Here is a 25,170-nt window from a genome sequence, read left to right on the forward strand (position 1 = left end):
GGAAGGGCACGGTACGGGCGCAATCCGATGAGGACCCCATCGTTCGCTCGCTGACGCTCGCTCATCCGCCCACCGTATCGCCCGGCCCGGACGTCCGGCTGAGCCGCCGGACGTACCACTCACCCCGACGGTCGTCGGTCGGGATGACCTTGGCCCGGGCGCTCAGCACGGTGAGACCGTCGGCTCGGACCAGCACCGGCTCGAGGTCGAGCTCGGCGACCTCCGGCAGGTCGTCCTTGAGCGCGGCGAGCCGCAGGACGACATCCTGGATCGCCGCGACGTCGACCGGTTCGGAGCCCCGGTAGCCGTACAGCAGCGGTGCCGACCGCAGGTTGGCGACCATCTGCTCGGCGTCGACGTCGGTGAGCGGCGGGATGCCGTAGGCACGGTCGCCGAGCAGCTCGCTGGGCGCCCCCGCGAGGCCGAAGGACACCAGCGGTCCGAACAGTCCGTCCTCGCCGGCGCTGAACGACACGGGCACGCCGTCCGGCGCGGTGCGCTGCACGAAGAAGCGGGTGTCGGACCGGGTCCCGACCCAGTCGGTCAGGTTGTCCCAGGCCTCGACCATGCCGGCCGGGTCGTGGATCGAGCGCCAGACGTGGGTCAGGTCGGGGCGGGCGCGGAGGTGCTCGCTGCCGGCCTTGAGGACGACGTTCCACCCGAGCCGCTCGCCGGCCGCGACCGCCTCCTCGCGGGTGTGCACGTTGATCCAGGTCCACAGGTCGATGCCGTAGCAGTCCAGCAGGGCGTGCACCTGCTCGGTCGACAGGATCGCGCCGCGGGGGGCGATCTCGAGCACCTGCGACACGAGGGCACGGGCGTCGCCGGTGCGGTGCTCCTGCCCCGAGGGGAACTCCCCGTGCTCGCGGGCCGCCCACTCGGCGTAGTTGACCACCCTGGCGAGCGCACGCACGGCGGACTCCGGGGCCGAGTACGACGGCACCGAACCACGGCCGGCGGACCCGCCGGCGAGGTCGGGCACCCGCAGGAGCTCGGGAACACCCTCGCTGCCGAGGAAGGTCGACACGATCGGCTTGTCCGACTGCTCCCCGATGGCGGCCAGGACGTCGGCGACCTCCTCCCCCGTGGTGTTGAGGGGCGGGATGTAGACCACCACGAGCGCGTCGACTTGGGGGTGCGCCAGAGCGCTCTCGATGGCGGCCTCGAAGTCGTCGGCACCGGCGGTGGCTCCCAGGGACACCGGTGTGGCGACCTTGAGCCCGGCCGCCGCGCCCGCGTCGGCCACCAGCAGCGCCATCGCGTCGGAGTTGCCGACGATCGAGATCCGGTTGCCCCGCGGCAGCGGCTGGTGGGCCAGCACCTGCGCGACGTCGAACATCTCGTCGAGGGTGTCGACCTGGATCACGCCGGCCTGACGGAACATCGCGTCGACGGCCGACTGGGGCGCCGAGGTGCGGCGCACCGTGTGGCCCACCGGGACGCCCTGCGTCGACCGTCCGGACTTGACCGCGACGATCGGCTTGGTCGACGAGACCCGCCGGGCGATGCGCGAGAACTTGCGGGGGTTGCCGATGGACTCCAGGTACAGCAGGACGACCTCGGTGCTGTCGTCCTCCTGCCAGTACTGCAGCAGGTCGTTGCCCGAGACGTCCGCGCGGTTGCCCGCCGAGACGAAGGTGGACAGCCCCAGACCGCGCCGGGACACCGACTCCAGGATCGCCGTGCCCAGCGCACCGGACTGGCAGAAGAACCCGACGCGACCCTGCGGCGGCATCGCCGGTGACAGCGAGGCGTTGAGCTGCACGCCCGGAGCCGTGTTGATGACCCCGAGGCAGTTGGGCCCGATCAGCCGGAGTCCGTAGGAACGACTGAGTCCGACCAGGGCCCGCTGGCGGCGGCGACCCTCGACCCCTTCCTCGGCGAATCCGGCGGAGATGACGACTAGCCCGTGCACGCCCTTGGCGGCGCAGTCGAGGACCACGTCGGCGACGGACTCGGCCGGCACCGCCACGATCGCGACGTCGACCTCGCCGGGGATGTCCTGCACGGTCTTGTACGCCGGGAGACCCGACACGGCCTCGGCGCTGCTGTTGACGGCGTACACCGCGCCGGAGAAGTCGCCGAGGACGAGGTTGCGCACCATCGCCTGGCCGATCGAGTCGGCCCGCCGGCTCGCGCCGACCACGGCGATGCTGGTGGCGTTGAAGATCCGCTCGATGGAGGCCGCCTCGGCGCGCTGCTCACGCGCCCGCATGACGCCCACCGAGGTGTCGGTGGCGTCGAGCTCGAAGAACAGCTGCTGGACCCCGTCGGCGAGCTCGGCCCGCAACGTGTAGCCCATCTCGCGGAACACCTGCAGCATGCGGACGTTGGACGGCAGCACGTCGGCGTGGAACCGCTGGAGCCCGCGCTCGCGACCGGCCTGGGCCAGGTGCTCGAGCAACAGCTGGCCGATGCCACGGCCCTGGTGCGCGTCCTCGACGAGGAAGGCGATCTCGGCCTCCTCGTCGGACACGGCGTCGTAGCGACCGACGGCGATGATCTGCCCGTGGAGGGTCACGACGAACGCCACCCGCCGGTCGTGGTCGACCTCGGTGAACCGCTTGACGTCGCGGTTCGTCAAGGTGGGGTACGGCGCGAAGAACCGGAAGTACTTCGACTCGGCCGAGACCCGGTCGTAGAAGGCCACGAAGTCGTCGGCGTCGGCCGGCACGATCGGCCGGAGCTGGGCGACCCGGCCGTCCCGGAGCAGGACGTCGGCCTCCCAGTCGCGCACCGGGTGCACGTCGTCGGTCGGGGCGTCGTCCGTCACGGGTCCAACCTAGCGGGTGGGGCGCCGGCCGGAGGACGGCGTGGCAGCACGGGTCCGCGGGCCTGACCAGCGAGAATGCTGGGGCGACGGGGACCGGGCACCGGGAGACGTCGGTCGAGGAAGGGACGGGAAGGACGACATGGCTCGAGGCACGCGGACGGAACCGGTCGAGGAGTTCGACGAGCACATCGTCGACACCGACATCCGTGAGGAGATGCGCGCGAGCTTCCTGGAGTACTCGTACTCGGTCATCTACTCCCGCGCCCTGCCCGACGCCCGCGACGGGCTCAAGCCCGTCCAGCGACGCATCCTGTTCATGATGGACGACATGGGCCTGCGGCCCGACCGCGGTCACGTCAAGAGCGCCCGACCGGTCGGCGACGTCATGGGTCGGTTGCACCCGCACGGTGACAGTGCCATCTACGACGCCCTCGTCCGCCTGGTGCAACCGTGGTCGATGCGCGTGCCGCTCATCGACGGGCACGGCAACTTCGGCTCCCCCGACGACCCGCCGGCCGCGATGCGGTACACCGAGTGCCGGATGGACCCGGCCGCCCAGGCCATGACCGCCTCGATCGACGAGGACACCGTCGACTTCCGCCCCAACTACGACGGCCGCGAGACCGAGCCGGTGGTGCTGCCGGCCTCCCTGCCGAACCTGCTGGTCAACGGTGCCTCCGGCATCGCCGTGGGCATGGCCACGAACATCGCCCCGCACAACCTCGTCGAGGTCGTCCAGGCGTTGCGCCACCTGATCGGGCACCCCGAGGCCGACCTCGACGACCTCATGCGCTTCATCCCGGGTCCGGACCTGCCCACCGGCGGCAAGATCGTCGGGCTCGACGGCGTGCGCGACGCCTACGCCACCGGCAACGGCTCGTTCAAGATGCGCGCCACCGCGCGGGTCGAGCAGGTCGGACGGCGCAAGGGCATCGTCATCAGCGAGCTGCCGTACAACGTCGGCCCCGAGAAGGTCATCGAGGCCGTCAAGAAGCTCGTGCAGTCCAAGAAGCTGCAGGGCATCGCCGACCTGAAGAACCTCACCGACCGGCACTCGGGACTCTCCATCGTCATCGAGGTCAAGAACGGCTTCGTCCCCGAGGCGATCCTGGAGCAGCTGTACCGCTTCACACCGATGGAGACGTCGTTCGGCATCAACGCCGTCGCCCTCGTCGACGGCCAGCCCCGGACGCTGGGCCTGCGTCAGATGCTCGACGTGTACCTCGAGCACCGCTACGACGTGGTGCGTCGCCGCAGCACGTTCCGGCGGGCCATGGCGGCTGACCGGCTGCACCTGCTGGAGGGGCTGCTCCTGGCGCTGGTCGACATCGACGAGGTCATCCAGCTCATCCGCAGCAGCGAGAACCGCGGGGAGGCCAAGGACCGGCTGAGGTCGGTGTTCGACCTGTCGGAGCCCCAGGCCGAGTACATCCTCAACCTGACCCTCGGCCGGCTCACCCGCTACGACCGCATCGTCGTCGAGAGCGAGATGGAGGAGCTGCGTCGCACCATCGAGGCGCTCGACGCGATCCTCGGCGACGAGACGGTGCTGCGCGGTGTCGTGGGCGACGAGCTCGCCGAGATGGCGGCCACCTTCGGCACCCCCCGCCGCACGATCCTGCTGGAGTCGGCGGGTCAGACGGTCACCGCGGCCACGCCGGTCGAGGTGGCCGACGACCCGTGCTGGGCGCTGCTGTCGTCGACCGGGCTGCTCGCCCGCACCAGCGACGACCGGCCGATCGGCACCGACGGGGGTCGCGCCAAGCACGACGTGATCGTGTCGGCCGTCCGCACGACGGCCCGCGGGGAGATCGGTGTGGTCACCGCCGGAGGGCGGGTCCGCCGGATCGGTGTGCTCGACCTGCCGGCCCTGCCCGCCACCGCGGGCGCGCCGTCGCTGCAGGGAGGCGTCCCGGTGTCCGAGGTCGTCCAGCTCGACGACCGCCCCCTCGCCCTCATGACCTTCGCCGAGGACGTGCCCGGCCTGGCCCTCGGCACCCGGCAGGGAGTCGTCAAGCGGGTCAAGCCCGACCACCTCAGCAACCGCGACGAGTGGGACCTCATCGGCCTGGCCGACGGGGACGCCGTGGTCGGTGCGGTACCGCTGGTCACCGGCACCGAACAGCTCGCCTTCGTCACCTCGGACGCGCAGCTGCTGCACTTCGGCGCCGACGCGGTCCGCCCTCAGGGGCGTGGTGGCGGCGGTGTCGCCGGCGTCAAGCTGGCACCGGGCGCCTCCGTCGTGGCCTTCGGGGCCGTCGCCGCCCCCGGCACCGCCCACGTGGTGACGGTGTCCGGCAGCGCCTCGGCCCTGCCGGGCACCCAGGCCGGCAGCGCCAAGGTCAGTCCGTTCGAGCTGTATCCGCCGAAGGGCCGAGCCACCGGGGGTGTGCGCTGCCACCGGCTGCTGAAGGGCGAGGACGCCGTGATCCTCGCGTGGGTCGGCGACGGCGAGCCGCGGGGCTGCGCCAGCAGCGGGTCACCCGTGGACCTGCCGCCGGTGAGCGATCGACGGGACGGTTCAGGCGTCCCCGTGCCGCAGCCGCTGCTCGCGGTGGCGGGGCCTCCCGGCGTGGCGCCCCTCGAGCCGGCCTCCGTGCGAGACTGAACCGGTGCGCATCCGACTGATCATCGCCGTCCTCGCCGCCCTCGTCGTCACCGCGTGCAGCGGCGGTGGGGACACCGAGGAGTCCGGGGTCGACACCTCGGGCCTCGCGGAGCGGCTCGCCGCGGCCCAGCAGGTCCTCGACGACGCCGAGCGGCTCGACGTGTCGATCTCGACCGACGCCCTCCCGACCGGCGTCACGGGCCTGAAGTCGGCCAAGGGCTTCGGCAACCACTCGCCCGCCTTCGAGGGCGACGTCACGGTGGTCACCGGCGGCGCGAGCCTGGACGCCGAGGTCGTCGCGACCGGCGGCGAGGTCTTCGCCAAGACCGGCTTCTCCCCCGTGTTCCTCTCGATCGACCCCGAGACCCTCGGCGCCCCGGATCCCGCCAACCTCGTCGGCACCGCCGGCGGCGGGCTCGCCTCGGTGCTGACCGAGGTCACGATCACCGGGACCGACCGGTCCCGCGACGGCGAGGACGTCCTCACGTCGATCTCCGGCACGCTGTCGGGTGAGGTCATCGCCCGGTTCCTGCCGTCGGCGGACCCCGACGGCACCTTCGACGTCACGTTCCGGCTGTCCGACGACGACGAGCTGAGGGACGCCACGATCAGCGGTCCGTTCTACCCCGGCGCGGGCGACGTGACCTACACGATCACCCTCCAGGCCTCCGACGAGCCGGCCGACATCACCGCACCCGGACGGCCCGGCGGGTCGTGACCCCCGGCACGGCGCCTCGCGCCCTGCTGGCCCTCGCCGCGGTCGCCATCGGCTTCGCCGCGGCCGACACCTATGTCGTCGTCCTGGCCCTGCCGGACATGATGAGCTCCAGCGGACTGGCCGTCGACCAGCTGCAGCGCGCCGCGCCGATCATCTCCGGCTTCCTCCTCGGCTACGTGGCGGTGCTCCCGCTCATCGGACGCATCTCCGACCTGCGCGGGCGCATCCCGGTGCTGCTGGGGTCGCTCGTGGTGTTCGCCCTGGGCTCGCTCGTGACGGCGGCGGCGTACGACCTCGACTCGATCGTGGTCGGACGTCTCATCCAGGGCATCGGCGGCGGCGGCCTCATCCCGCCGACGCTGGCGCTCGTGGCCGACATCTGGCCGCCGGAGCGGCGCGGCCTGCCCCTCGGGGTGGTCGGCGCGGTGCAGGAGCTCGGCAGCGTGCTGGGACCCCTCTACGGTGCCGTCGTGCTCTCCGTGGGTGACTGGCGGGACATCTTCTGGCTCAACGCAGCCGTCGGTCTGGTGCTCGGCGCCGCCCTGCTGCAGCTGCGGTCCGTGGAGCCGGTCGCCGCACCGGCGCGCGTGCGGGACCCCGTCGGGATCGGGTTGGCCTCGCTCTCGCTCGTCGTCCTGCTCGTGGTCATGGTGGAGCCGGACCGACTGACCACGGGCGTCACCTCGGGGCTGGCCTTCCTGCCCGTCGCCGGGGAGTCACGGTGGGCGACGCCGCTGGCGCTCGCGCTCTACGTCCTGCTCGCCGCGTTCGTCGCACGCCAGGTGTGGGCGACCCGACCGCTGCTGGACTGGAGGGGCTGGCTCGGCCTGGCCCGACAGACCGACCTGGTCGGGGCCGCCCTCCTGACGGTCGCGCTGGGCGCCGTCATCGTCACCTTCGCGTCCGCCGAGCCCGAGACCGACGCCCTCTCCCCCGCCGCGCCGTGGCTCGTGCCGGTCGCGGTGGCGGCCCTGGTCGGATTCGTCCTGCGCCAACGCCGGGCGCCGGAGCCGCTCGTCCCGCGGGGTGCGCTGGCCGCACGCCCGGCGTGGGGTGCGCTGGTGGTCTCCTTCCTCGTCGGCTCCGCCCTGATCGCCGCGCTCGTGGACATCCCGTTCTTCGCCCGCCTGACGGTGTACCCGGACTCCCAGCTGGACGCCGCGCTGGTGCTGGTCCGGTTCCTCGTGGCCCTGCCGGTCGGCGCCGTCCTCGGCGGACTGTTGCTGCGGCGCGTCCCGGCCCACGTCGTGACGGCCGCCGGCATGGTGGGGAGCGCCGCCGCCTTCGCCCACATGGCGACGTGGGACGCGACCTCGCTCGAGAGCCCGCTGGAGACGGTGTCCCTGGTCGTCTGCGGTCTCGGGTTCGGTCTGGCGATCGCCCCGGTGAACGCGGTCCTGCTCGACCACACCGAGGCGGCGGTGCACGGGCTCGCGAGCGCCCTGCTGGTCGTGGCCCGGATGGTCGGCATGCTGATCGGCATCTCGGCGCTCACCACGATCGGCCTGCGGGCCTTCTACGCGGCCTCCGACGACGTGCCGAGCGCCGAGCAGCTGTGCGGCGGTGCCGCGGCAGCCTGCGCCGCCTATCGCGACGCGCTGCGCGACGCGGGGATCGCCCAGCTGCACGCCGTGTTCCTGGGCGCGGCGGTGTGCGCGACGCTCGCGGCGCTGCTCGCCGTGGTACTCCTGCGTCCGGTGCGCGAACCCGCCCGCTAATCTGCCGCCATGGCTGACTTCGACGACCTCCTCGCCGCCAACCGTTCCTTCGCCGAGACCTTCGACCTCGCCGGCTTCGACGGCATCGCCCGGGCCGGCGTCGCGATGGTGACCTGCATGGACTCCCGCATCGATCCGCTTGGCATGATCGGTCTGTCACCCGGCGACGCGAAGATCCTGCGCAATCCCGGCGGCCGGGTCACCGACCAGGCGTTGGTCGCGATCGTGCTGGGCGTCAACCTGCTGCAGGTCGACCGCGTGATGATCATCGAGCACACCCGGTGCGCCATGGCGTCGGCCAGCGAGGACGAGCTGAAGGCCCGGCTCGGCCGTGCGGCCGGTACCGACGCGTCGTGGATGAGCCTGGGTGCCGTCGACGACCAGCACGCGACGATCCGCGCGGACGTCCAACGGGTGCGCAGCCACCCGTTGGTCCGCCCAGACGTCGCCGTGGGCGGGTTCCTCTACGACGTCGACTCAGGACTGCTCTCGCCGGTCGAGTGAACGGGCTCAGGCGTCGATGCGGTCGGCGTCGAAATCGTAGGCACCCTGCACGATGAACTCCTTGCGGGGGGCCACCTCGTTGCCCATCAGCAGTTCGAAGACCGCGCTGGCCTCCTCGGCGTCGTCGACGGTCAGTCGGCGCAGGGTGCGGTGGCGCGGGTCCATCGTCGTCTCGGCCAGCTGGTCGGCATCCATCTCGCCCAGGCCCTTGTACCGCTGCACGGGGTCCTTCCACCGCGCACCCTTCTTGGTCAGCTGGGCGAGGGTCCGCTGCAGCTCGGCGTCGGAGTAGGTGTAGACGTACTTGTCCTGGCCCTTCTTCGGCGCGGACAGCTCAATGCGGTGCAGCGGCGGCACGGCGGTGTAGACCCGTCCGGCCTCCACGAGAGGTCGCATGTACCGGAAGAACAGGGTCGCGAGCAGGCAACGGATGTGGGCACCGTCGGAGTCGGCGTCCGCCATGAAGATGATGCGTCCGTAACGCGCGGCGTCGAGGTCGAAGGTCCGGCCCGACCCCGCGCCGACCACCTGGATGATCGACGAGCACTCGGCGTTCTTGAGCATGTCGCCGATGCTGGCCTTCTGGACGTTGAGGATCTTGCCGCGCACGGGCAGCAGGGCCTGGAAGCCGGAGTCGCGGGCCGACTTGGCCGTACCCAGCGCCGAGTCACCCTCGACGATGAACAGCTCGGACCGGTCGACGTCGCCGGAGCGGCAGTCGGCCAGCTTGGCGGGCAGGGCGCTGGACTCCAGGGCGTTCTTGCGACGCTGGGTGTCGCGCTGCTGCCGCGCCATCAGCCGGGTCTTCGACGCGGCCACGACCTTCTCCATCACGAGGCGCGCCTTGGCCTTGTCGGCGGCCTTCGTGGACGCGAGGAAGGTCTTCAGCTCCCGCGAGACGACCTGGTTGACGATCTTGGTGACCGCCGGGGTCCCGAGCACCTCCTTGGTCTGGCCCTCGAACTGGGGTTCGGCGAGGCGGACCGTGACGACGGCGGTCAGGCCCTCCAGGACGTCGTCCTTCGTGACGTCCTGGTCCCCGGACTTCAGCAGCCGGGTGGTCTTCAGCACGTCGTTGAAGGTGCGGGTCATGCCGCGCTCGAATCCTTGGACGTGGGTGCCGCCCTTGGGGGTCGAGATGATGTTGACGAACGACCGCACGTCGGTCTCGTAGCCGGTCCCCCAGCGCAGCGCCACGTCGACGCCGAGGGAGCGTTCGACGTCCTGCGGGCTCATGTGGCCGAGCTCGTCCAGCACCGGCACGGTCTCGGTGAAGGTGTCCTCGCCCTGCAGCCGCAGCACCGGCGTGACCGGTTCGTCGGTCGCGAGGAACTCGGTGAACTCCGCGATGCCACCGGAGTGCAGGAAGGTCTCCTCCCGCACCTCGTCGGTGCGCTCGTCGCGGATCACGATCTCGAGACCGGGCACGAGGAACGACGTCTGCCGGGACCTGGTGACCAGGTCGGTGTACGAGAACTCGGCCCCCTTGATGAAGATCTGCGGGTCGGCCCAGTAGCGGATCCGCGTGCCGGTGCGGGTCTTGGCGACCTTGCCGATCTTGGTCAGCGGGCCCTCAGGGGCGCCGCGGGTGAAGGCCATCGCCCAGGTCGCGCCACCCTTGTCGACCTCGACCTCCAGCCGCTCGGAGAGCGCGTTGACCACCGACGCGCCGACACCGTGCAGGCCGCCGGTCGCCACGTAGGAGCCGCCACCGAACTTGCCGCCGGCGTGCAGCTTGGTGAAGACGACCTCGACGCCGGTCAGGCCGGTCTTGCGCTCGGTGTCGACCGGGATGCCGCGCCCGTCGTCGTGCACCTCCACCGACCCGTCGGCGTGGAGCACGACGCGGATGTGGTGGCAGTGCCCGCCGAGCGCCTCGTCGACCGCGTTGTCGATGATCTCCCAGACGCAGTGCATCAACCCGCGGGTGTCGGTGGATCCGATGTACATGCCGGGACGCTTGCGCACCGCCTCCAGGCCCTCGAGCACGAGAAGGTTGCGGGCGTCGTACGTGCTGATGGGGTCCTCCTGCGGCGGTCCTGCGGGTCCGCCCAGCCTATCGGCGGCGGCAGAATTCACGGGGACGTGACACGCGGCGCCGAGCGCGCCTTCGCCGGTTTGGAGCCGCCCGCGAGTATGTATGGGATGTGTCACCTCCACCGGCGAGGAATAGCCCCCCGTGGTTGGATGTTGAACACGCCGAAAGGTTCGACCAGACCGAGGAAAGCAGGCCACCGTGACGACTCTCGCTGAACGCCCGGCCTTGACCGCCACCGACCGGTGTGACCGGTGCGGGGCCCAGGCCTACGTACGCGTCGAACTGACCGGCGGTGCAGAGCTGCTGTTCTGCGCCCACCACGCCCGAGCCCACGAGGACAAGCTGCGCGACGTCGCGGTGACGATCCACGACGAGTCCGGCAAGCTCGCGTCGACGCCCGCCACGGCTCACAACGACGAGATCTGAGCCGGCACCGAGATCTGAGACAGTACGACGAAGCCCCCGGACCGATGCGGTCCGGGGGCTTCGTCGTGCGGCGGGATGTGACTCAGTCCAGGTAGTCGCGCAGCACCTGCGAGCGCGACGGGTGACGCAGCTTGCTCATGGTCTTGGACTCGATCTGGCGGATCCGCTCACGGGTCACGCCGTAGACCTTGCCGATCTCGTCGAGCGTCTTGGGCTGGCCGTCGGTCAGGCCGAACCGCATCGACACCACGCCGGACTCGCGCTCGCTGAGGGTGTCGAGCACCGCGTGCAGCTGCTCCTGCAGCAGCGTGAACGACACCGCATCGGCGGGGACGATCGCCTCGGAGTCCTCGATCAAGTCGCCGAACTCGCTGTCGCCGTCCTCGCCGAGCGGCGTGTGGAGGCTGATCGGCTCGCGGCCGTACTTCTGGACCTCGACGACCTTCTCGGGCGTCATGTCGAGCTCCTTGGCGAGCTCGTCGGGGGTGGGCTCGCGACCCAGGTCCTGCAGCATCTGACGCTGCACCCGGGCGAGCTTGTTGATGACCTCGACCATGTGGACCGGGATACGGATCGTCCGTGCCTGGTCGGCCATGGCGCGCGTGATCGCCTGGCGGATCCACCACGTGGCGTAGGTGGAGAACTTGAAGCCCTTGGTGTAGTCGAACTTCTCGACCGCCCGGATCAGGCCGAGGTTGCCCTCCTGGATGAGGTCCAGGAAGAGCATGCCGCGACCGGTGTACCGCTTGGCCAGCGAGACGACGAGCCGCAGGTTGGCCTCCAGCAGGTGGTTCTTGGCCCGACGACCGTCGACGACGATCCAGTCCAGCTCCTCGCGCATCTTCGGCGAGATGCGTCCACCCTTGGCGAGCTTCTCCTCGGCGAACAGTCCGGCCTCGATGCGCTTGGCCAGCTCGACCTCCTCGCCCGCGGTCAGCAGGGAGACCTTGCCGATCTGCTTCAGGTAGTCCTTGACCGGGTCGGCGGTCGCACCCGCGACCATGACCTGCTGCACGGGCTCGTCGGACTCGTCGGCCGCGGACAGCGTGAAGGCCGAGGACTCGTCCTCCTTGAGCGTGGGGTCGGTCTTGAGGTCCTTCTCGAAGACCTCGTCGGGGATGTCGGGCAGGATCTTCTTGCCCTGGGCGTCGACCGCGGGCGCCACGACCTCGATCGTGGTCTCGGCCGCGGCGGCCTTCTTGGCCGGAGCCTTCTTCGCGGGCGCCTTCTTCGCGGGGGCCTTCTTGGCCGCGGCCGCCTTCTTCGCGGGCGCCTTCTTGGCGGCTGCCGCCGTCTTCTGTGCGGGCGCCTTCTTGGCGGCGGGGGTCTTCTTCGTCGAGGGGGCCTGGGTCACGGTCTCTTCCGGGGTAGAACGGGGAGCGGCGGGGACAGGTGCCGGCGGGGTGTCCTTGCGTCCCTTGGGGATCAGCCTGCCGACCGCACGAATCGCTGACGCGGGCGTGGGAGTACTCGGCACGTCAACCTCCCGTTCGGTCGAAGGGCGCAACAAAGAGGCCTGTGGTCAACCTCTGCGACCAGTGTGCCAGAGGCTGCCTGACCACCTGCCACCGCACCCTCAGCGGCCGCTGACCGCCCAGGTGTGGACCGGTTCGCCCCCGTGCATCAACGACTCGTAGGCCAGGGTCGTGGCCCGCATCGCCGCTGTCCGGTCCCCCGACACCCGGAGGTGGTGGTCGAACTCAGCGATCTGCCACGTGGCCCCGTTGCGTCCTGTGACGCAGCGCTGTTCGATGATGTCGAGCAGCCGTCCGCCGACGTCGGCGTCGACGCCGAGCTCGTCGAGACCGGCAGCGGCCAGCGGCAACAGGTGGCGCAGGGTCAGCTCCCCGACCGACACCGTGCCGACCCCCGGCCAGTAGACGTCGGCCCCGAGTCCCGACCGGGCCGCGTGGTGGAAGTTCTCCTCCGCGGCACCGAAGCTGAGCTGGGACCACACCGGCCGCTCCCCCGCCGACAACGTCTTGACCAGCCCGTAGAAGAGGGCGGCGTTGGCCATCGTGTCGACGACGGTGGGGCCGGCCGGGAGCAGGCGGTTCTCGATGCGCAGGTGGGGGCGGCCGTCCGCGATGTCGTAGATCGGACGGTTCCACCGGTAGACCGTGCCGTTGTGGAGCCGCAGCTCGCCGAGGGTCGGGAGTCCGCCCGCCTCCAGGACGTCCACCGGGTCCTCGTCGTCGACGATCGGCAGGAGGGCCGGGAAGTAGCGCACGTTCTCCTCGAACAGGTCGAAGACCGACGTGATCCACCGCTCACCGAAGAACACCCGGGGGCGGACCCCCTGGGACTTCAGCTCGTCACTGCGGGTGTCGGTCGCCTGCTGGAACAACGGGATGCGCGTCTCGTGCCAGAGCTGGCGGCCCAGCAGGAACGGCGAGTTCGCTCCCACCGCCGTCTGCACGCCGGCGATCGCCTGGGCCGCGTTCCACGTGGCCGCGAAGTCCTCGGGGTCGACCTGCAGGTGCAGCTGCGTGCTGGTGCACGCCGCCTCCGGGATGATCGTGTCCGAGGTGGTGGCGAGCCGGTCGACCCCGTCGATGACGATCTCGATGTCCTCACCCCGCGCGGCCACGATCTGGTCGGACAGCAGGTGGTAGCGCGGGTTGGCCGAGATGACGCCACGGTTGAAGTGCTGCTCGCGGATGCTGGGCAGGATGCCGATCATGACCAGACCGGCACCGACCTGACCGGCCTTGGCCTGCGCCTCGTTGAGGTCGGCCCGGACGGTGGACTCCAGTCGGGCCAGGCCGTCCCCGGCGATCCGGCTCGGCGGGATGTTGATCTCGATGTTGAACAGACCCAGCTCGGTCTGGAAGTCGTCGTCGGCGATGGCCGCCAGCGCCTCCACGTTCTTCATCGCCGGGTCACCGTGCTCGTCAACGAGGTTGAACTCGATCTCGATGCCCACCTGCGGGCGACCGACGGAGAAGTCCCGCTCGGTCAGCATCCGGGCGAACACGTCGAGGCAGCGCCGCACCTTCGCGCGGTAGCGGGTGCGGTCCTCGCCGGTGAACTCACGGTCGTCGACGTCCTGGCCCATCAGCCCACTCTAGGACCAACCGGTCCACGCCGACGGGGGCACACCACCCTGCAACAGGTCGATCATCAGCCCGGCCATCGAGTACTCCGGATCGGCCTCGAGCGCCCGTTCCGCCGCGATGAGGGCCTGCGCCCCGTCGCCGACCAGCCACGCCGAGAACGAGGCCAGGCACAGCACGGCCGGCTCGAAGGGTGGCACGACGCGCCCCGCGACGTCGGTCCAGATCCGCAGCCAGTCCCGAGCGCCGTCGTGGTCGATGCGGCCCCACAGCTCGTCGCGGACCACGATCGACGACACCCACAGTCCCAGGCGCGCACAGTCAACGTCGCTCAGGCGGTCGGCCCGGTCGAGGGCGTGCGCCACGACGGGGTCGATCAGCGGAAGCGCGGCCGACACCAGGTCCGGGTCGTCGCCGACCAGCGGCAGGTCGTCGGCCATGACCCGCTCGGTGACCGCGACCATCCGGTCGAACACCTCGCCGTCGCAGGCGGCGAAGCGGTCGACCAGAGCCTGCCGGTCGGGCAGGATCTCCTGGCCGGCGGCGATCGCGGCGACGACCGACAGGTGGTGCCGGGAGCTGCGGTAGGCGATGCCCTCACGGGGGCAGTCCGGACCCGGCTCCCAGTACCGATCACCGTCCGCCCAGGCCACGACGACCGGCTGGATCCGCGGGTCGAGCCCCACCACGACCCGGTGCATCAGCGCCGCCGCGACCTCGACCTGCTCCGTGACCGCCAGCAGGATCACCCCGTCGGCCGGCTGGTGGTGGAGGTGCCGCAGGATCAGGGCGGCGGACGAGCCGACCCCCTCGGGCGCCGGGATGTCGTGCCGCATCCGGAACCCGAGACGTCGTCGCGGTCCCGACGTCGCGATCGCGACGAACGACTCCTCGGGCGTGAACCCGAACATCGTCGGCAGCGCCGCGAGCAGGTCGGGGACGTCGTGTGCGGTGTAGGTCGTCGACGGTTCGCTCATGCCGACCACGCAACCGCCCGACCGCCGGCCCCGGCAACGGCCGGCAGCGGGCTGTGGACCCCCGCGCCGGTGTGGACAATGGGCCGATGAGGTCCACCGCGTCGATCCTGCACCTGGATCTCGACGCCTTCTTCGCGGCGGTGGAGCAGCGGGACAAGCCGTCGCTGCGCGGACGGCCGGTGGTCGTCGGCGGTGTCGGCGGACGCGGCGTCGTGGCGACCGCCTCCTACGAGGCGCGGGTGCACGGGGTGCGGTCCGCGATGAGCACGGCCGAGGCCAGGTCCCGGTGCCCGCACGCGGCGTTCCTCGCCGGGCGGTTCGACGCGTACCAGCGGGCCAGCGACCAGGTGATGGGCCGGTTGCGGGAGGCGTCCCCCCTGGTGGAGCCGCTGTCGTTCGACGAGGCCTTCGTGGACCTCGCCGCCGGTGAGGACTTCGACCCCGCCGGCGTCCTGGACACGGTCGAGCAGATCCGCCGCGACATCCGTGAGCTGACCGGCGGCCTCACGGCGTCCGCGGGGGTGGCGTCGTCGAAGCTCATGGCCAAGATCGCCAGTGAGATCCGCAAGCCCGACGGCGTGTACCTCGTCGAGCCAGGCACCGAGCTGGACGTCCTGGGGCCGATGCAGGTCACGGCGATCCCCGGCGTCGGTCCGGCCACCGGCGAGCGGCTCCGGCGGGTGGGCATCGTGACGGTCGAGGACGCCCGCCGGCACGAGGTCGACGAGCTGGTGCGGCTGCTCGGTCAGGCCGCAGGCCGCTCCCTGTACCGGTTGACCCGCGCGCAGGACGACCGGCCGGTGGTCGCCGACCGCGAGGTGAAGTCCGTCAGCGTCGAGGACACCTTCGAGACCGACGTGACCGACCGCGCCCGGCTGGAGGCGGTGGCCGACACGATGGCCCGTGGGGTCGCGGCGAAGCTGCGTCGCCACGGGCTCTCGGGCCGCACCGTCACCCTGAAGGTGCGCATGCACGACTTCTCCACCCACACCCGGTCGACGACCCTGGCGGGTCCGACCGACCAGGCCCGGCTGCTGGCCTCGACCGCCCGGGCGCTGCTCGACGCCGAGGACCTCGGCGGTGGCGTGCGACTGATCGGCGTCGGGGTCAGCGGTCTCGCCGACTGGGTCCAGGAGGACCTCTTCGCGCCGGACGAGCCCGAACCCGAGCCGGATCCCGGTCCGAGCCGCGAGGAGCGGCGCCACGGGGAGCACGGCTGGTTGCCCGGCGTCGACGTCCACCACACCACGCACGGCGACGGGTGGGTGTGGGGCGCCGGGCTCGGGCGGGTGACCGTGCGGTTCGAGACGCGGTTCACCGGGCCCGGGCCGGTGCACACCTTCCGGGCCGACGACCCCGCGCTGGCTCGGGGGCACGGCGATACGGTCGGGGCATGACCCAGCCCCCCGTCGCGCCCCGCCGTCCGGTCGTCCGCAGCCACCACGGCGACGACGTGGTCGACGACTACGAGTGGCTCCGTGACATCGAGGACCCCGAGGTGCTGGCCCACCTCGAGGCCGAGAACGAGCACACCGCCGACCGGACCGTCCACCTCGCCGACCTGCGGCAGACGATCTTCGACGAGATCAAGGCCCGCACGCAGGAGACCGACCTGTCGGTGCCGGTCCGCCACGGCGCTTGGTGGTACTACACCCGCACGGTCGAGGGCCAGCAGTACGGGATCCGCGCCCGCTGTCCGATCGCCGACCCGGCCGACTGGACTCCCCCGGTCCTCGACGCCGGCACCACGATCCCGGACGAGGAGGTGCTGCTGGACTCCAACGTCGAGGCCGAGGGGCACGAGTTCTTCTCGCTCGGAGCGTTCAGTCTCAGCGACGACGACCGCTACCTCGCGTGGTCGGTCGACGTCACCGGCGACGAGCGGTACACGATCCGGGTCAAGGACCTGCACACCGGCGAGGTCCTGCCCGACGAGATCGTCGGGGCCGCCGCGGGCGCCACGTGGTCGGCCGGTGCCACCCACCTGTTCTACTCCACGGTCGACGACGCGTGGCGTCCCCACCAGGTCTGGCGGCACCGCCTCGGGGACACCGGCGACGACACCCTGGTCCACGAGGAGCCCGACGAGCGGTACTTCACCGGCGTGGGCCGCACCCAGTCCGAGAAGTACCTCGTGATCGGGTCGTCGTCGAAGATCACGAGCGAGGCCCGGCTGCTCCCCGCCGATGACCCGGAGGGTGAGTTCCGGGTGGTGATGCCCCGGCGGGACGGGGTCGAGTACTCCGTCGAGCACGCCGTGGTGGGCGACGCCGACGTGCTGCTGGTCCTGCACAACGACGGGGCCGCCGACTTCGAGCTGGTGTCGGTGCCCATGGCCCTCGCGCTGGCCGGCGAGCTGACCCGCGCCGCCCAGGGCACGGTCGTCGTGGGTGCGGACCCCTCCCTGCGACTGGAGGACGTCGACGTGTTCGCCCGTCACCTCTTCGTGTCCTACCGCCGGGCCGCCATGACCCGCATCGGCGTGCTGGCGATCACCGACGAGGGCTTCGGCCCGTTGCGCGAGGTCGAGTTCGCCGAGGAGCTGTTCTCGTGCGGGGTGGGCGGCAACGCCGAGTGGGACCAGCCGCTGGTGCGGATCGGGTTCGGGTCCTTCGTCACGCCGTCGACGGTGTACGACCTCGACCCCGACACCTTCGAGACCGTGCTGCTCAAGCAGGCCACCGTGCTCGGCGACTACGACCCCGCCGACTACGTGCAGCACCGCACCTGGGCCACCGCCCCGGACGGCACGCAGGTGCCGGTCTCCGTCGTCGCCCGGGCCGACACGCCGCGCGACGGGACGGCGCCGGGTCTGCTCTACGGGTACGGCGCCTACGAGATCAGCATCGACCCGGCGATGTCGGCGATGCGCCTGTCCCTGCTCGACCGTGGCTTCGTGTTCGCCGTGGCGCACGTACGCGGCGGGGGCGAGATGGGCCGCGCCTGGTACGACGACGGCAAGCTCGGCCACAAGCGCAACACCTTCACCGACTTCGTGGCCGCCGCCCGGCACCTCGTGGACGAGGGGTGGACGGCCGCCGATCGCCTGGTCGCCGAGGGCGGCAGCGCCGGTGGCCTGCTGATGGGGGCCGTGGCGAACCTCGCCCCCGAGGCGTTCTGCGGCATCCTGGCCAACGTGCCGTTCGTCGACGCGCTGACCACCATCCTCGACCCGTCGCTGCCGCTGACGGTGATCGAGTGGGACGAGTGGGGCAACCCGTTGGCCGACCCCGAGGTGTACGCGTACATGAAGTCGTACACGCCGTACGAGAACATCCGGGCGACCGCCTACCCCTCGATCCTCGCGGTCACCAGCCTGCACGACACCCGTGTGCACGTCGTCGAACCCACCAAGTGGGTCGCGCGGCTGCGCGAGACGGCCACCGGGTCCGCGCCGGTCCTGCTGAAGACCGAGATGCACGCCGGTCACGGCGGCGTCAGCGGTCGCTACGCCTCCTGGCATGAGCGGGCCTTCGAGCTGGCGTGGATCATCGACACCGCCGGGGCGGCGTAGCCCAGTCGCTTGGACCGGCGTGCTAAGAAACGTCTGAGAGCGGAATCCCCGGCCTCTGCGACGCGTTGACCCCGTACAGAGACAACGCTGGGAGGCGCTTCATGAGCAACAGCACCACGTCCACGCACCCCCGCTCACGCGACGGCGAGGGCCGGGACAGCGTCGGGATGTACCTGGCCGAGATCGCCCGCACCCCCCTGCTCGACGCCGGCCGCGAGGTCGAGCTGTCCAAGACCATCGAGGCCGGGCTGTTCGCGCGCCACCTGCTCGACACCGGCCGCGTCGGCCGTGCCAAGGGCGGGGCGCCGAAGCGTGCCACGGCCGAGGAGCTGGAGTGGATCGCCGCCGAGGGCGAGCGGGCGCTGCAGGAGTTCATCCAGGCCAACCTGCGCCTCGTGGTGTCCATCGCGCGCAAGTACGGCCGGTCGGCGATGCCGATGCTGGACCTGGTGCAGGAGGGCAACACCGGTCTGATCCGCGCGGTCGAGAAGTTCGACTACGTCAAGGGCTTCAAGTTCTCCACCTACGCCACCTGGTGGGTCCGCCAGGCGATCACGCGCGGCATCGCCCAGCAGGCCCGGGTCGTGCGCCTCCCCGTGCACGTGGTCGAGGAGCTCAACCAGGTCACCGCCGCCCGGCGCAATCTCGAACGCACCCTGGGCTACGACCCCGAGCCGGCCGAGATCTCCGCCGAGCTCGGCATGGACGTCGACCGCGTCATCGACCTGCTCTCGTGGGGCCGTGACCACGTCAGCCTCGACACGCCGGTCGACGAGGACGGCGACACCTCGCTGGGCGACCTGATCGCCCGCGAGACCGCCCCCGGCCCGGACTCGTCGATGATGTCCGACGCCACCCGCGGCATGATCGCCCAGCTGATCGACCACCTGGGCGAGCGCGAGGCCGACATCGTGCGGGCCCGCTACGGGCTGCTCGACGGCCGCCAGCAGAAGCTCGCCGACATCGGCAAGCGGCACGGCATCTCCGCCGAGCGGGTGCGCCAGCTCGAGCGGGAGGCGCTCGCCAAGCTGCGGCGGGTCGCCGATCCGGACCTGGCGGCCTAGGAGCCGCCCTCGAGCGTGAGCCGGTCCCACAGACCCCCGACTGTGGCGACCAGCTCCGCCTCGGAGCCGCTGTTGTCGACCAGGTGGTCGGCGACAGCGGCTCTGTCGTCCCGCGACGCCTGTGCGGCGATGCGCGCGCGGGCCTCGGACTCGGTCATGCCCCGCAGCTCCACGAGCCGTCGCAGCTGGACCTCGACCGGCAGGTCGACGACCACGACGACGTCGCAGGCGACGTGGGCGCCCATCTCGACCAGGAGGGGGTTGTCGTGCACCACGACCGCGTCAGCGGGGGCCTGCGCCTCGCGGAGCGCCGCCAGGTCGCGGATCGCGGGGTGCGTGATGGCTTCCAGGTCGCGGCGGGCGGCAGCGTCGGCGAACACGACGGAGCCGAGGGCCGGCCGGTCGAGGGTGCCGTCGGCGGCGAGCACGTCGGCGCCGAACCGCTCGGCGATCCGGGTCAGGGCGGGCGAGCCCGGCTCGACGACCTCACGCGCCAGCAGGTCGTAGTCGACCACCACAGCGCCGCGGTCGGCCAACAGGCGCGAGACCGTGCTCTTGCCCGAGCCGATGCCGCCGGTCAGTCCGACCCGCAGCCTCACGACGCGGCGTTGCCGTAGGTCGTGACGTGCACGTGGTCGTAGTGGTTCGCCGTCGCGCTGCCCCGGTCGCTCATCGGACGCCACCCGCCGCCGGCCAGCTGCTGGGTCCAGATGCGCTGACGCCAGATGACCTGGCTGACGCCGAGCTCGCGGGCATTGGCCCGCACGAAGTCGGCGATCTGGGTGCCGACGTCGCTGCTGACCATGATGTCGAGGGCACGACCGGTGGCATGCTCCCCGCCGCCCCCGCGGCCGCCGTAGCGGCCGATCTGCGGGAACCGTGCGCACACGGCGCGGTACACCTTGACGGTGTCGGGCTGCAGGCCGCGCTCGACGGCGGACCCGGCGGCGCACGGTGCGGTGCCCAGCGGCTCGGTGGCCGACAACGTCGCGGTGGCTACCCACCGCGGCAGGCCGTTGTGCATGACCTGGGTCCACTCGCCCTCGACGACACCGGTCACGTCGACGGTCTGGCCGACGTCGACCTGCGCGAGACTCGGCGAGTCGGCCGCGGCCCCCGCACGCACGTCGGTCAGTCCCCGGACGAACAGCTGGCCCTGGATCTTCTGGGCGGCGACGACATCGCTCTCGAGCTGGGGGCGCTCACCGCTACGGCTGACCTCGACCGGCTCGGAGACCGTGCGGACCAAAGTCGACGTGGGCGCGGCCTCGGGCAGCTCGGGGCTCTGCACCACCACCGCGGCCGAGGCCACGGCGAGCGCGCCGAGGCCCAGGGTCGGCAGGAGAGCCCGGGAGAGCTGGAGGCGCCAGAAGGCGGGCTGGGGACTGCGGTGGCTGGAAGCCACAGAAATACCTGCTTCGCGGTGGGGGACGTCGTACCGACCAACGAGTGAAGCATACTGGCGGCCGTCGATCCGCCTCGGCGCAACCCACAGGCGGGGGCCTGTGACCGATCTCACCCGGAGGTGACCCGTGGAGCCGCAGATCCATGACGCCGCGACGAGCGAGGCGCGGCAGCGGCGGCTCGCGGCCGGCCTGCGGTCGGCCGGGGTCGGTACCGGCGACCGGGTCGTCGTGGCGGTCCCCGGCTCCCCGCTGATGGTCGACCTCGTGCTGGCGGCCTGTCGCTCCGGTGTGGTGCCGGTCCCGCTCGACACCCGCCTGACCTCCTCGGAGCGGGAGGCGATCGTCTCGGACGTGCGTCCTGCCCTGGTCCTCGACGACGACGCCGGACTGACCGCGCTCGACGGGACCGCCGAGGTCGACCTGGACCCCTGGCCACGCTGCCGCCCGATGCACTTCACCTCCGGCACGACCGGCCGACCCAAGGGGGTCTGGTCGGGCCTCCTCGACGGTCCGGCCGCGGCGGCGGCCGGTCTGGAGGAGCGTGACCTCTGGGGGTTCTCGGACCAGGACGTCAACCTGGTGGTGTCGCCGCTGCACCACTCCGCTCCCCTGCGGTTCGCCACCGGCACCCTGCTGGCCGGCGGATCCGTCGCGGTGCTGCCGCGGTTCGAGCCGGGCGCAATGGTCGCCGCCGTCTCCGCGGTCCGCCCCACGACCATGTTCTGCGTTCCCGCGCACCTGCAGCGGCTCTTCGCCCACGAGGACGCGACCGGGACGCGCCTCGACCCGTCGTCGTTCCGGCTCGTGGCACACGCCGGCGCACCGTGCCCGGACGCGATCAGGCGACGCGCGCACGAGACCTTCGGGCGACAGACCGTGTGGGAGTTCTACGGCTCCACCGAGGGGCAGTTCACCGCGTGCAGCGCCGCGGAGTGGCACGCACGCCCGGGGACCCTCGGTCGGCCGCGACCGGGCCGCACGATCACCGTCGACGACGACGGGCTGCTGTGGTGCGCCGTCCCGCCGTGGGCACGTTTCACCTATTGGGAGGACCGGGAGAAGACCGCGGCGGCGTGGCGGGATACCCCGGACGGTCCCGCCTTCACCGTCGGCGACCTCGGCCGGGTCGAGGACGGCTACGTGTACCTCGACGCGCGGCGCACCGACCTGGTCATCAGCGGCGGGGTGAACGTGTACCCGGCCGAGGTCGAGGCCGTGCTGGAGACGGTTCCGGGGGTCGTCGAGATCGCCGTCTTCGGCCGGCCCGACGACCGCTGGGGCCAGCGGGTGTGCGCGGTGTGGGTCGGCGACGCCGACGAGCAGCAGCTGCGACAGGCGGCCGAGGAGCACCTGGCCCCGGCCAAGCGTCCGAAGGAGTACGGGCAGGTCCCCGCGCTGCCCCGCACCGCGACCGGCAAGGTCCGCCGCACCGACCTCGCCTGAGCGACTCCGTCACCTCCGCGCTGGCAGTGACGTTTCGGCCCCGAATTCGCCCGATTCAGGGCAGAAACGTCACTGCCAGCGGGAAGGTGAGGCGGGTCAGGAGGCGTCGAGACAGCCGAAGCTGCGCCGGTACGCCTGCGGCGACGTGCCACGCGAGCCGGCGAAGTGGTGGCGCAGCGTCGCGGCGTTGCCGAACCCGACCCGGTGCGCGATCTGCTCGATCGACAGGTCGGAGTTCTCGAGCAGCTCCTCGGCGAGTGCCACCCGCTGGGAGGTGAGCCACTGCAGCGGCGTGGTGCCCGTCTCGTCGCGGAAGCGACGGGCGAAGGTCCGGGCCGACATGTGGGCCTGCGCCGCCAGTCGCTCGACGGGCAGGGGCTCGTGGAGCCGCTCACCGGCCCAGGCCAGCAACGGACCGAGCGTGTCGCACTCGGTCAGCCCGAGCGGCGTGCGGATGAACTGCGCCTGCCCGCCGTCGCGGTGCGGCGGCACGACGATGCGGCGGGCGGCCGTGGCGGCCGTGCGTGAGCCGTGCAGGCGGCGCATCAGGTGGAGGTTGGCGTCGATGCCCGCTGCCGATCCCGCCCCGGTCACCACGTCACCGTCGTCGATGTAGAGCACGTCGGTGTCGACCGTGGTCCGGGGGAAGGCCTCCTGCAGCTCGGCGCCGTACCTCCAGTGGGTGGTCGACCGGCGGCCGTCGAGCAGACCGGCGTCGCCGAGGGTGAACACCGCGCTGCACGAGGCGATGATGACCGCCCCCCGGTCGTGCGCCTCCCGCAGCACCTGCGAGACGGCCGGCTCCTCCCGCCGGCGGTCGCGCTTCGCGGCCACGGCCACGACGTCCGCGTCGGCCACCGACGCCAGGTCGTGCCGCACGACGATCTCGAACCCGTACTCGGTGGCGACGGCCCCCGGTCGTTCGGTGCAGACGCGGAAGTCGAACACCGGGTTCTCGTCCTCGGGGTGGTAGCCCTCGCCCCACACCTCGGCCAGGACGCCCAGGCCGAACGGCTCGAGGCCGTCGGACACGATCACCGCGACAGTCGTCATGCCCTCACCATGACACAGCCTTGGCAGAATATCCATCAACCATGGCATTCCTGCCTCTGGTGGCAGGAACCCGCGTGGCGAAGAATTACTGCCATGATTCTGCTCCTGCTGTTCCTGCTCCTCGCCGTCCTCGTCCCCCTCGGTGCCACGATCCGTCACGACGGCCTCGGCTCGCGTCCCGGCCCGCGCAGCCACGCCTGGGACGACTGAACCCCCCGGCCGAGGCCGGGGGGTCCAGGTCGATCGATCAGCGAGAGGTCACTCGCCGCCGGTCAGCTTCTCCCGCAGGGCCTGCAGGGCCTCGTCGGAGGCCAGCGAGCCGGCTCCGGCCGAGTCGGCGCCCTCGTCAGCGGCAGCCTCCGAGGAGTAGTTCGACGCCTCCGAGGCCTCGATGCTCGCCTTCTCGGAGTCGGCGATCTGCTTCTTGTGGGCCTCCCAGCGCTCGTGCGCCTCGGCGTACTGCTTCTCCCAGGTGGCACGCGCCTCCTCGAAGCCGTCCTGCCACTCGCCGGTCTCGGGATCGAAGCCGTCGGGGTAGATGTAGTTGCCCTGCTCGTCGTAGGACGACGTCATGCCGTACAGCGTCGGGTCGAAGTCGTCGGCGACGGCGGCCTCGGTCTCGTTGGCCTGCTTGAGCGACAGCGAGATGCGACGACGCTCCAGGTCGATGTCGATGATCTTGACCATGACGCTGTCGCCGATCTGCACGACCTGCTCGGGGATCTCGACGTGACGCTCGGCCAGCTCGGAGATGTGCACCAGGCCCTCGATGCCCTCCTCGACCCGCACGAACGCACCGAACGGGACCAGCTTGGTGACCTTGCCGGGCACGATCTGGCCGATCTGGTGGGTCCGGGCGAAGTGCTGCCACGGATCCTCCTGCGTCGCCTTGAGCGACAGCGAGACGCGCTCGCGGTCCATGTCGACGTCGAGCACCTCGACGGTGACCTCGTCGCCGACCTGGACGACCTCGTTCGGGTGGTCGATGTGCTTCCATGACAGCTCCGACACGTGGACGAGTCCGTCCACGCCGCCGAGGTCGACGAAGGCACCGAAGTTGACGATGGACGAGATGACGCCCTTGCGGACCTGGCCCTTCTTCAGCTCGGTGAGGAAGTTCTGACGGACCGCCGACTGGGTCTGCTCGAGCCAGGCACGGCGCGACAGGACCACGTTGTTGCGGTTCTTGTCGAGCTCGATGATCTTGGCCTCGATCTTCTGACCGATGTACGGGTCGAGGTCGCGCACACGACGCATCTCGACCAGCGAGGCGGGGAGGAATCCACGGAGCCCGATGTCCATGATGAGGCCGCCCTTGACGACCTCGATGACCGTTCCCTCGACCACGCCGTCCTCGGCCTTGATCTTCTCGATGTCGCCCCAGGCGCGCTCGTACTGCGCGCGCTTCTTGGACAGGATCAGACGGCCTTCCTTGTCCTCCTTCTGGAGGACGAGGGCCTCGACGGTGTCGCCCAGGGCGACGACCTCGTTGGGGTCGATGTCGTGCTTGATGCTCAGCTCGCGCGAGGGGATGACGCCCTCGGTCTTGTAGCCGATGTCGAGCAGGACCTCGTCGCGGTCGATCTTGACGATCGTGCCGTCGACGATGTCGCCGTCGTTGAAGTACTTGATGGTCTTGTCAATGGCGGCGAGGAAGTCCTCAGCGCTGCCGATGTCATTGACCGCAACCTGCGGTGCCGCAGAAGGAGTTGCGATGCTGGAAGTCATGAAGGATGGGCTCCGATGGATGGATGGATGAGTTGTGACGGCCGATTCCCCTTGGATCGCAGCCCGCCGAGGAATCGACGGACAGTGCGAGCACGCGCCTGCTCGGTCCGAGACACGCACAGGTCACCAGCGCACCTACCAGAC

18 protein-coding genes are annotated in these 25,170 nt (G+C 71.3%); 9 read left to right on the forward strand and 9 right to left on the reverse strand.

Annotated elements, in window-relative coordinates:
• Positions 1-61 precede the first annotated feature (61 nt).
• Positions 62-2,773, reverse strand: coding sequence for a bifunctional acetate--CoA ligase family protein/GNAT family N-acetyltransferase (locus HMPREF0063_RS06870; protein ID WP_007077935.1), 2,712 nt, complete (start codon positions 2,771-2,773; stop codon positions 62-64).
• 139 nt (positions 2,774-2,912) lie between these two features.
• Between HMPREF0063_RS06870 and HMPREF0063_RS06875 the strand changes: the two genes are divergently transcribed.
• From HMPREF0063_RS06875 to HMPREF0063_RS06890, 4 genes are read left to right on the forward strand one after another with little or no spacing between them, the layout of a single operon-like run.
• Positions 2,913-5,381 (forward strand): DNA gyrase/topoisomerase IV subunit A, encoded by a 2,469-nt coding sequence (locus HMPREF0063_RS06875; protein WP_007077936.1) that lies wholly within the window; start codon positions 2,913-2,915, stop codon positions 5,379-5,381.
• A 4-nt stretch (positions 5,382-5,385) separates the two neighbouring features.
• The gene (locus tag HMPREF0063_RS06880) at positions 5,386-6,099 is read left to right on the forward strand and encodes an LppX_LprAFG lipoprotein (RefSeq protein ID WP_040320154.1); all 714 of its coding nucleotides are present in this window, start codon (positions 5,386-5,388) and stop codon (positions 6,097-6,099) included.
• Positions 6,096-7,817: an MFS transporter gene (locus tag HMPREF0063_RS06885; RefSeq protein ID WP_007077937.1), complete on the forward strand. Its 1,722-nt coding sequence runs from the start codon at positions 6,096-6,098 to the stop codon at positions 7,815-7,817. The genes HMPREF0063_RS06880 and HMPREF0063_RS06885 overlap by 4 nt, the downstream gene beginning before the upstream one ends.
• Before the next feature lie 9 nt (positions 7,818-7,826).
• Positions 7,827-8,321: a beta-class carbonic anhydrase gene (locus HMPREF0063_RS06890; protein WP_007077938.1), complete on the forward strand. Its 495-nt coding sequence runs from the start codon at positions 7,827-7,829 to the stop codon at positions 8,319-8,321.
• 6 nt (positions 8,322-8,327) lie between these two features.
• Here HMPREF0063_RS06890 and HMPREF0063_RS06895 read toward each other — a convergent pair whose 3' ends face one another.
• Positions 8,328-10,400 (reverse strand): DNA gyrase/topoisomerase IV subunit B, encoded by a 2,073-nt coding sequence (locus tag HMPREF0063_RS06895; protein ID WP_007077939.1) that lies wholly within the window; start codon positions 10,398-10,400, stop codon positions 8,328-8,330.
• Between the two features lie 157 nt (positions 10,401-10,557).
• Here HMPREF0063_RS06895 and HMPREF0063_RS06900 point away from each other — a divergent pair, with 157 nt between their 5' ends.
• Positions 10,558-10,785 carry a DUF7455 domain-containing protein gene (locus HMPREF0063_RS06900; RefSeq protein WP_007077940.1) on the forward strand — a complete coding sequence of 76 codons (228 nt, stop codon included), beginning with the start codon at positions 10,558-10,560 and terminating at the stop codon, positions 10,783-10,785.
• An 82-nt stretch (positions 10,786-10,867) separates the two neighbouring features.
• Here the strand turns inward: HMPREF0063_RS06900 and HMPREF0063_RS06905 are convergent, their stop codons facing one another.
• The 3 genes from HMPREF0063_RS06905 to HMPREF0063_RS06915 form a co-directional block, all read right to left on the reverse strand.
• Entirely contained in the window at positions 10,868-12,139 is a 1,272-nt protein-coding gene (locus HMPREF0063_RS06905; protein WP_169309971.1) for an RNA polymerase sigma factor, read from the reverse strand.
• Between the two features lie 222 nt (positions 12,140-12,361).
• Positions 12,362-13,843 (reverse strand): glutamate-cysteine ligase family protein, encoded by a 1,482-nt coding sequence (locus HMPREF0063_RS06910; RefSeq protein WP_007077942.1) that lies wholly within the window; start codon positions 13,841-13,843, stop codon positions 12,362-12,364.
• A gap of 9 nt (positions 13,844-13,852) precedes the next feature.
• Positions 13,853-14,818: a DUF4192 domain-containing protein gene (locus HMPREF0063_RS06915; protein WP_007077943.1), complete on the reverse strand. Its 966-nt coding sequence runs from the start codon at positions 14,816-14,818 to the stop codon at positions 13,853-13,855.
• Between the two features lie 86 nt (positions 14,819-14,904).
• Between HMPREF0063_RS06915 and HMPREF0063_RS06920 the strand changes: the two genes are divergently transcribed.
• The 3 genes from HMPREF0063_RS06920 (at position 14,905) to HMPREF0063_RS06930 (ending at position 19,396) form a co-directional block, all read left to right on the forward strand.
• Positions 14,905-16,215 (forward strand): DNA polymerase IV, encoded by a 1,311-nt coding sequence (locus HMPREF0063_RS06920; RefSeq protein ID WP_007077944.1) that lies wholly within the window; start codon positions 14,905-14,907, stop codon positions 16,213-16,215.
• The gene (locus HMPREF0063_RS06925) at positions 16,212-18,332 is read left to right on the forward strand and encodes a S9 family peptidase (protein ID WP_007077945.1); all 2,121 of its coding nucleotides are present in this window, start codon (positions 16,212-16,214) and stop codon (positions 18,330-18,332) included. The genes HMPREF0063_RS06920 and HMPREF0063_RS06925 overlap by 4 nt, the downstream gene beginning before the upstream one ends.
• A gap of 101 nt (positions 18,333-18,433) precedes the next feature.
• Complete coding sequence (locus HMPREF0063_RS06930) at positions 18,434-19,396, forward strand: sigma-70 family RNA polymerase sigma factor (protein ID WP_007077946.1); 963 nt, start codon at positions 18,434-18,436, stop codon at positions 19,394-19,396.
• Here the strand turns inward: HMPREF0063_RS06930 and coaE are convergent.
• Together coaE and HMPREF0063_RS15730 are read right to left on the reverse strand one after the other, a co-directional pair.
• Entirely contained in the window at positions 19,393-19,995 is a 603-nt protein-coding gene (gene coaE / locus HMPREF0063_RS06935; RefSeq protein WP_007077947.1) for a dephospho-CoA kinase, read from the reverse strand. The two genes, HMPREF0063_RS06930 and coaE, sit on opposite strands and share 4 nt — an antisense overlap.
• Positions 19,992-20,801 (reverse strand): SH3 domain-containing protein, encoded by an 810-nt coding sequence (locus HMPREF0063_RS15730; protein ID WP_007077948.1) that lies wholly within the window; start codon positions 20,799-20,801, stop codon positions 19,992-19,994. The genes coaE and HMPREF0063_RS15730 overlap by 4 nt, the downstream gene beginning before the upstream one ends.
• 127 nt (positions 20,802-20,928) lie before the next feature.
• Between HMPREF0063_RS15730 and HMPREF0063_RS06945 the strand changes: the two genes are divergently transcribed.
• Positions 20,929-22,245, forward strand: a complete 1,317-nt coding sequence (locus tag HMPREF0063_RS06945) for a class I adenylate-forming enzyme family protein (RefSeq protein WP_007077949.1) — start codon at positions 20,929-20,931, stop codon at positions 22,243-22,245.
• Between the two features lie 96 nt (positions 22,246-22,341).
• Here the strand turns inward: HMPREF0063_RS06945 and HMPREF0063_RS06950 are convergent, their stop codons facing one another.
• Both HMPREF0063_RS06950 and rpsA read right to left on the reverse strand, forming a co-directional pair.
• Positions 22,342-23,298 (reverse strand): helix-turn-helix domain-containing protein, encoded by a 957-nt coding sequence (locus tag HMPREF0063_RS06950; RefSeq protein ID WP_040320156.1) that lies wholly within the window; start codon positions 23,296-23,298, stop codon positions 22,342-22,344.
• Between the two features lie 258 nt (positions 23,299-23,556).
• On the reverse strand, positions 23,557-25,026 hold the full coding sequence (gene rpsA / locus HMPREF0063_RS06955; protein ID WP_007077951.1) for a 30S ribosomal protein S1: 1,470 nt from the start codon (positions 25,024-25,026) through the stop codon (positions 23,557-23,559).
• Positions 25,027-25,170 lie beyond the last annotated feature (144 nt).

Source organism: Aeromicrobium marinum DSM 15272 (assembly GCF_000160775.2).
In the GTDB taxonomy this organism is placed as follows: domain Bacteria; phylum Actinomycetota; class Actinomycetes; order Propionibacteriales; family Nocardioidaceae; genus Aeromicrobium; species Aeromicrobium marinum.

Excerpts from the sequence above, each read along its gene's own strand:
- HMPREF0063_RS06915 (WP_007077943.1), bottom strand. The coding sequence starts at position 14,818 with ATGAGCGAACCGTCGACGACCTACACCGCACACGACGTCCCCGACCTG.
- HMPREF0063_RS06890 (WP_007077938.1), top strand. The coding sequence starts at position 7,827 with ATGGCTGACTTCGACGACCTCCTCGCCGCCAACCGTTCCTTCGCCGAG.
- HMPREF0063_RS06920 (WP_007077944.1), top strand. The coding sequence starts at position 14,905 with ATGAGGTCCACCGCGTCGATCCTGCACCTGGATCTCGACGCCTTCTTC.
- HMPREF0063_RS06950 (WP_040320156.1), bottom strand. The coding sequence starts at position 23,298 with ATGACGACTGTCGCGGTGATCGTGTCCGACGGCCTCGAGCCGTTCGGC.
- HMPREF0063_RS06925 (WP_007077945.1), top strand. The coding sequence starts at position 16,212 with ATGACCCAGCCCCCCGTCGCGCCCCGCCGTCCGGTCGTCCGCAGCCAC.
- HMPREF0063_RS06910 (WP_007077942.1), bottom strand. The coding sequence starts at position 13,843 with ATGGGCCAGGACGTCGACGACCGTGAGTTCACCGGCGAGGACCGCACC.
- rpsA (WP_007077951.1), bottom strand. The coding sequence starts at position 25,026 with ATGACTTCCAGCATCGCAACTCCTTCTGCGGCACCGCAGGTTGCGGTC.
- HMPREF0063_RS06875 (WP_007077936.1), top strand. The coding sequence starts at position 2,913 with ATGGCTCGAGGCACGCGGACGGAACCGGTCGAGGAGTTCGACGAGCAC.
- HMPREF0063_RS06930 (WP_007077946.1), top strand. The coding sequence starts at position 18,434 with ATGAGCAACAGCACCACGTCCACGCACCCCCGCTCACGCGACGGCGAG.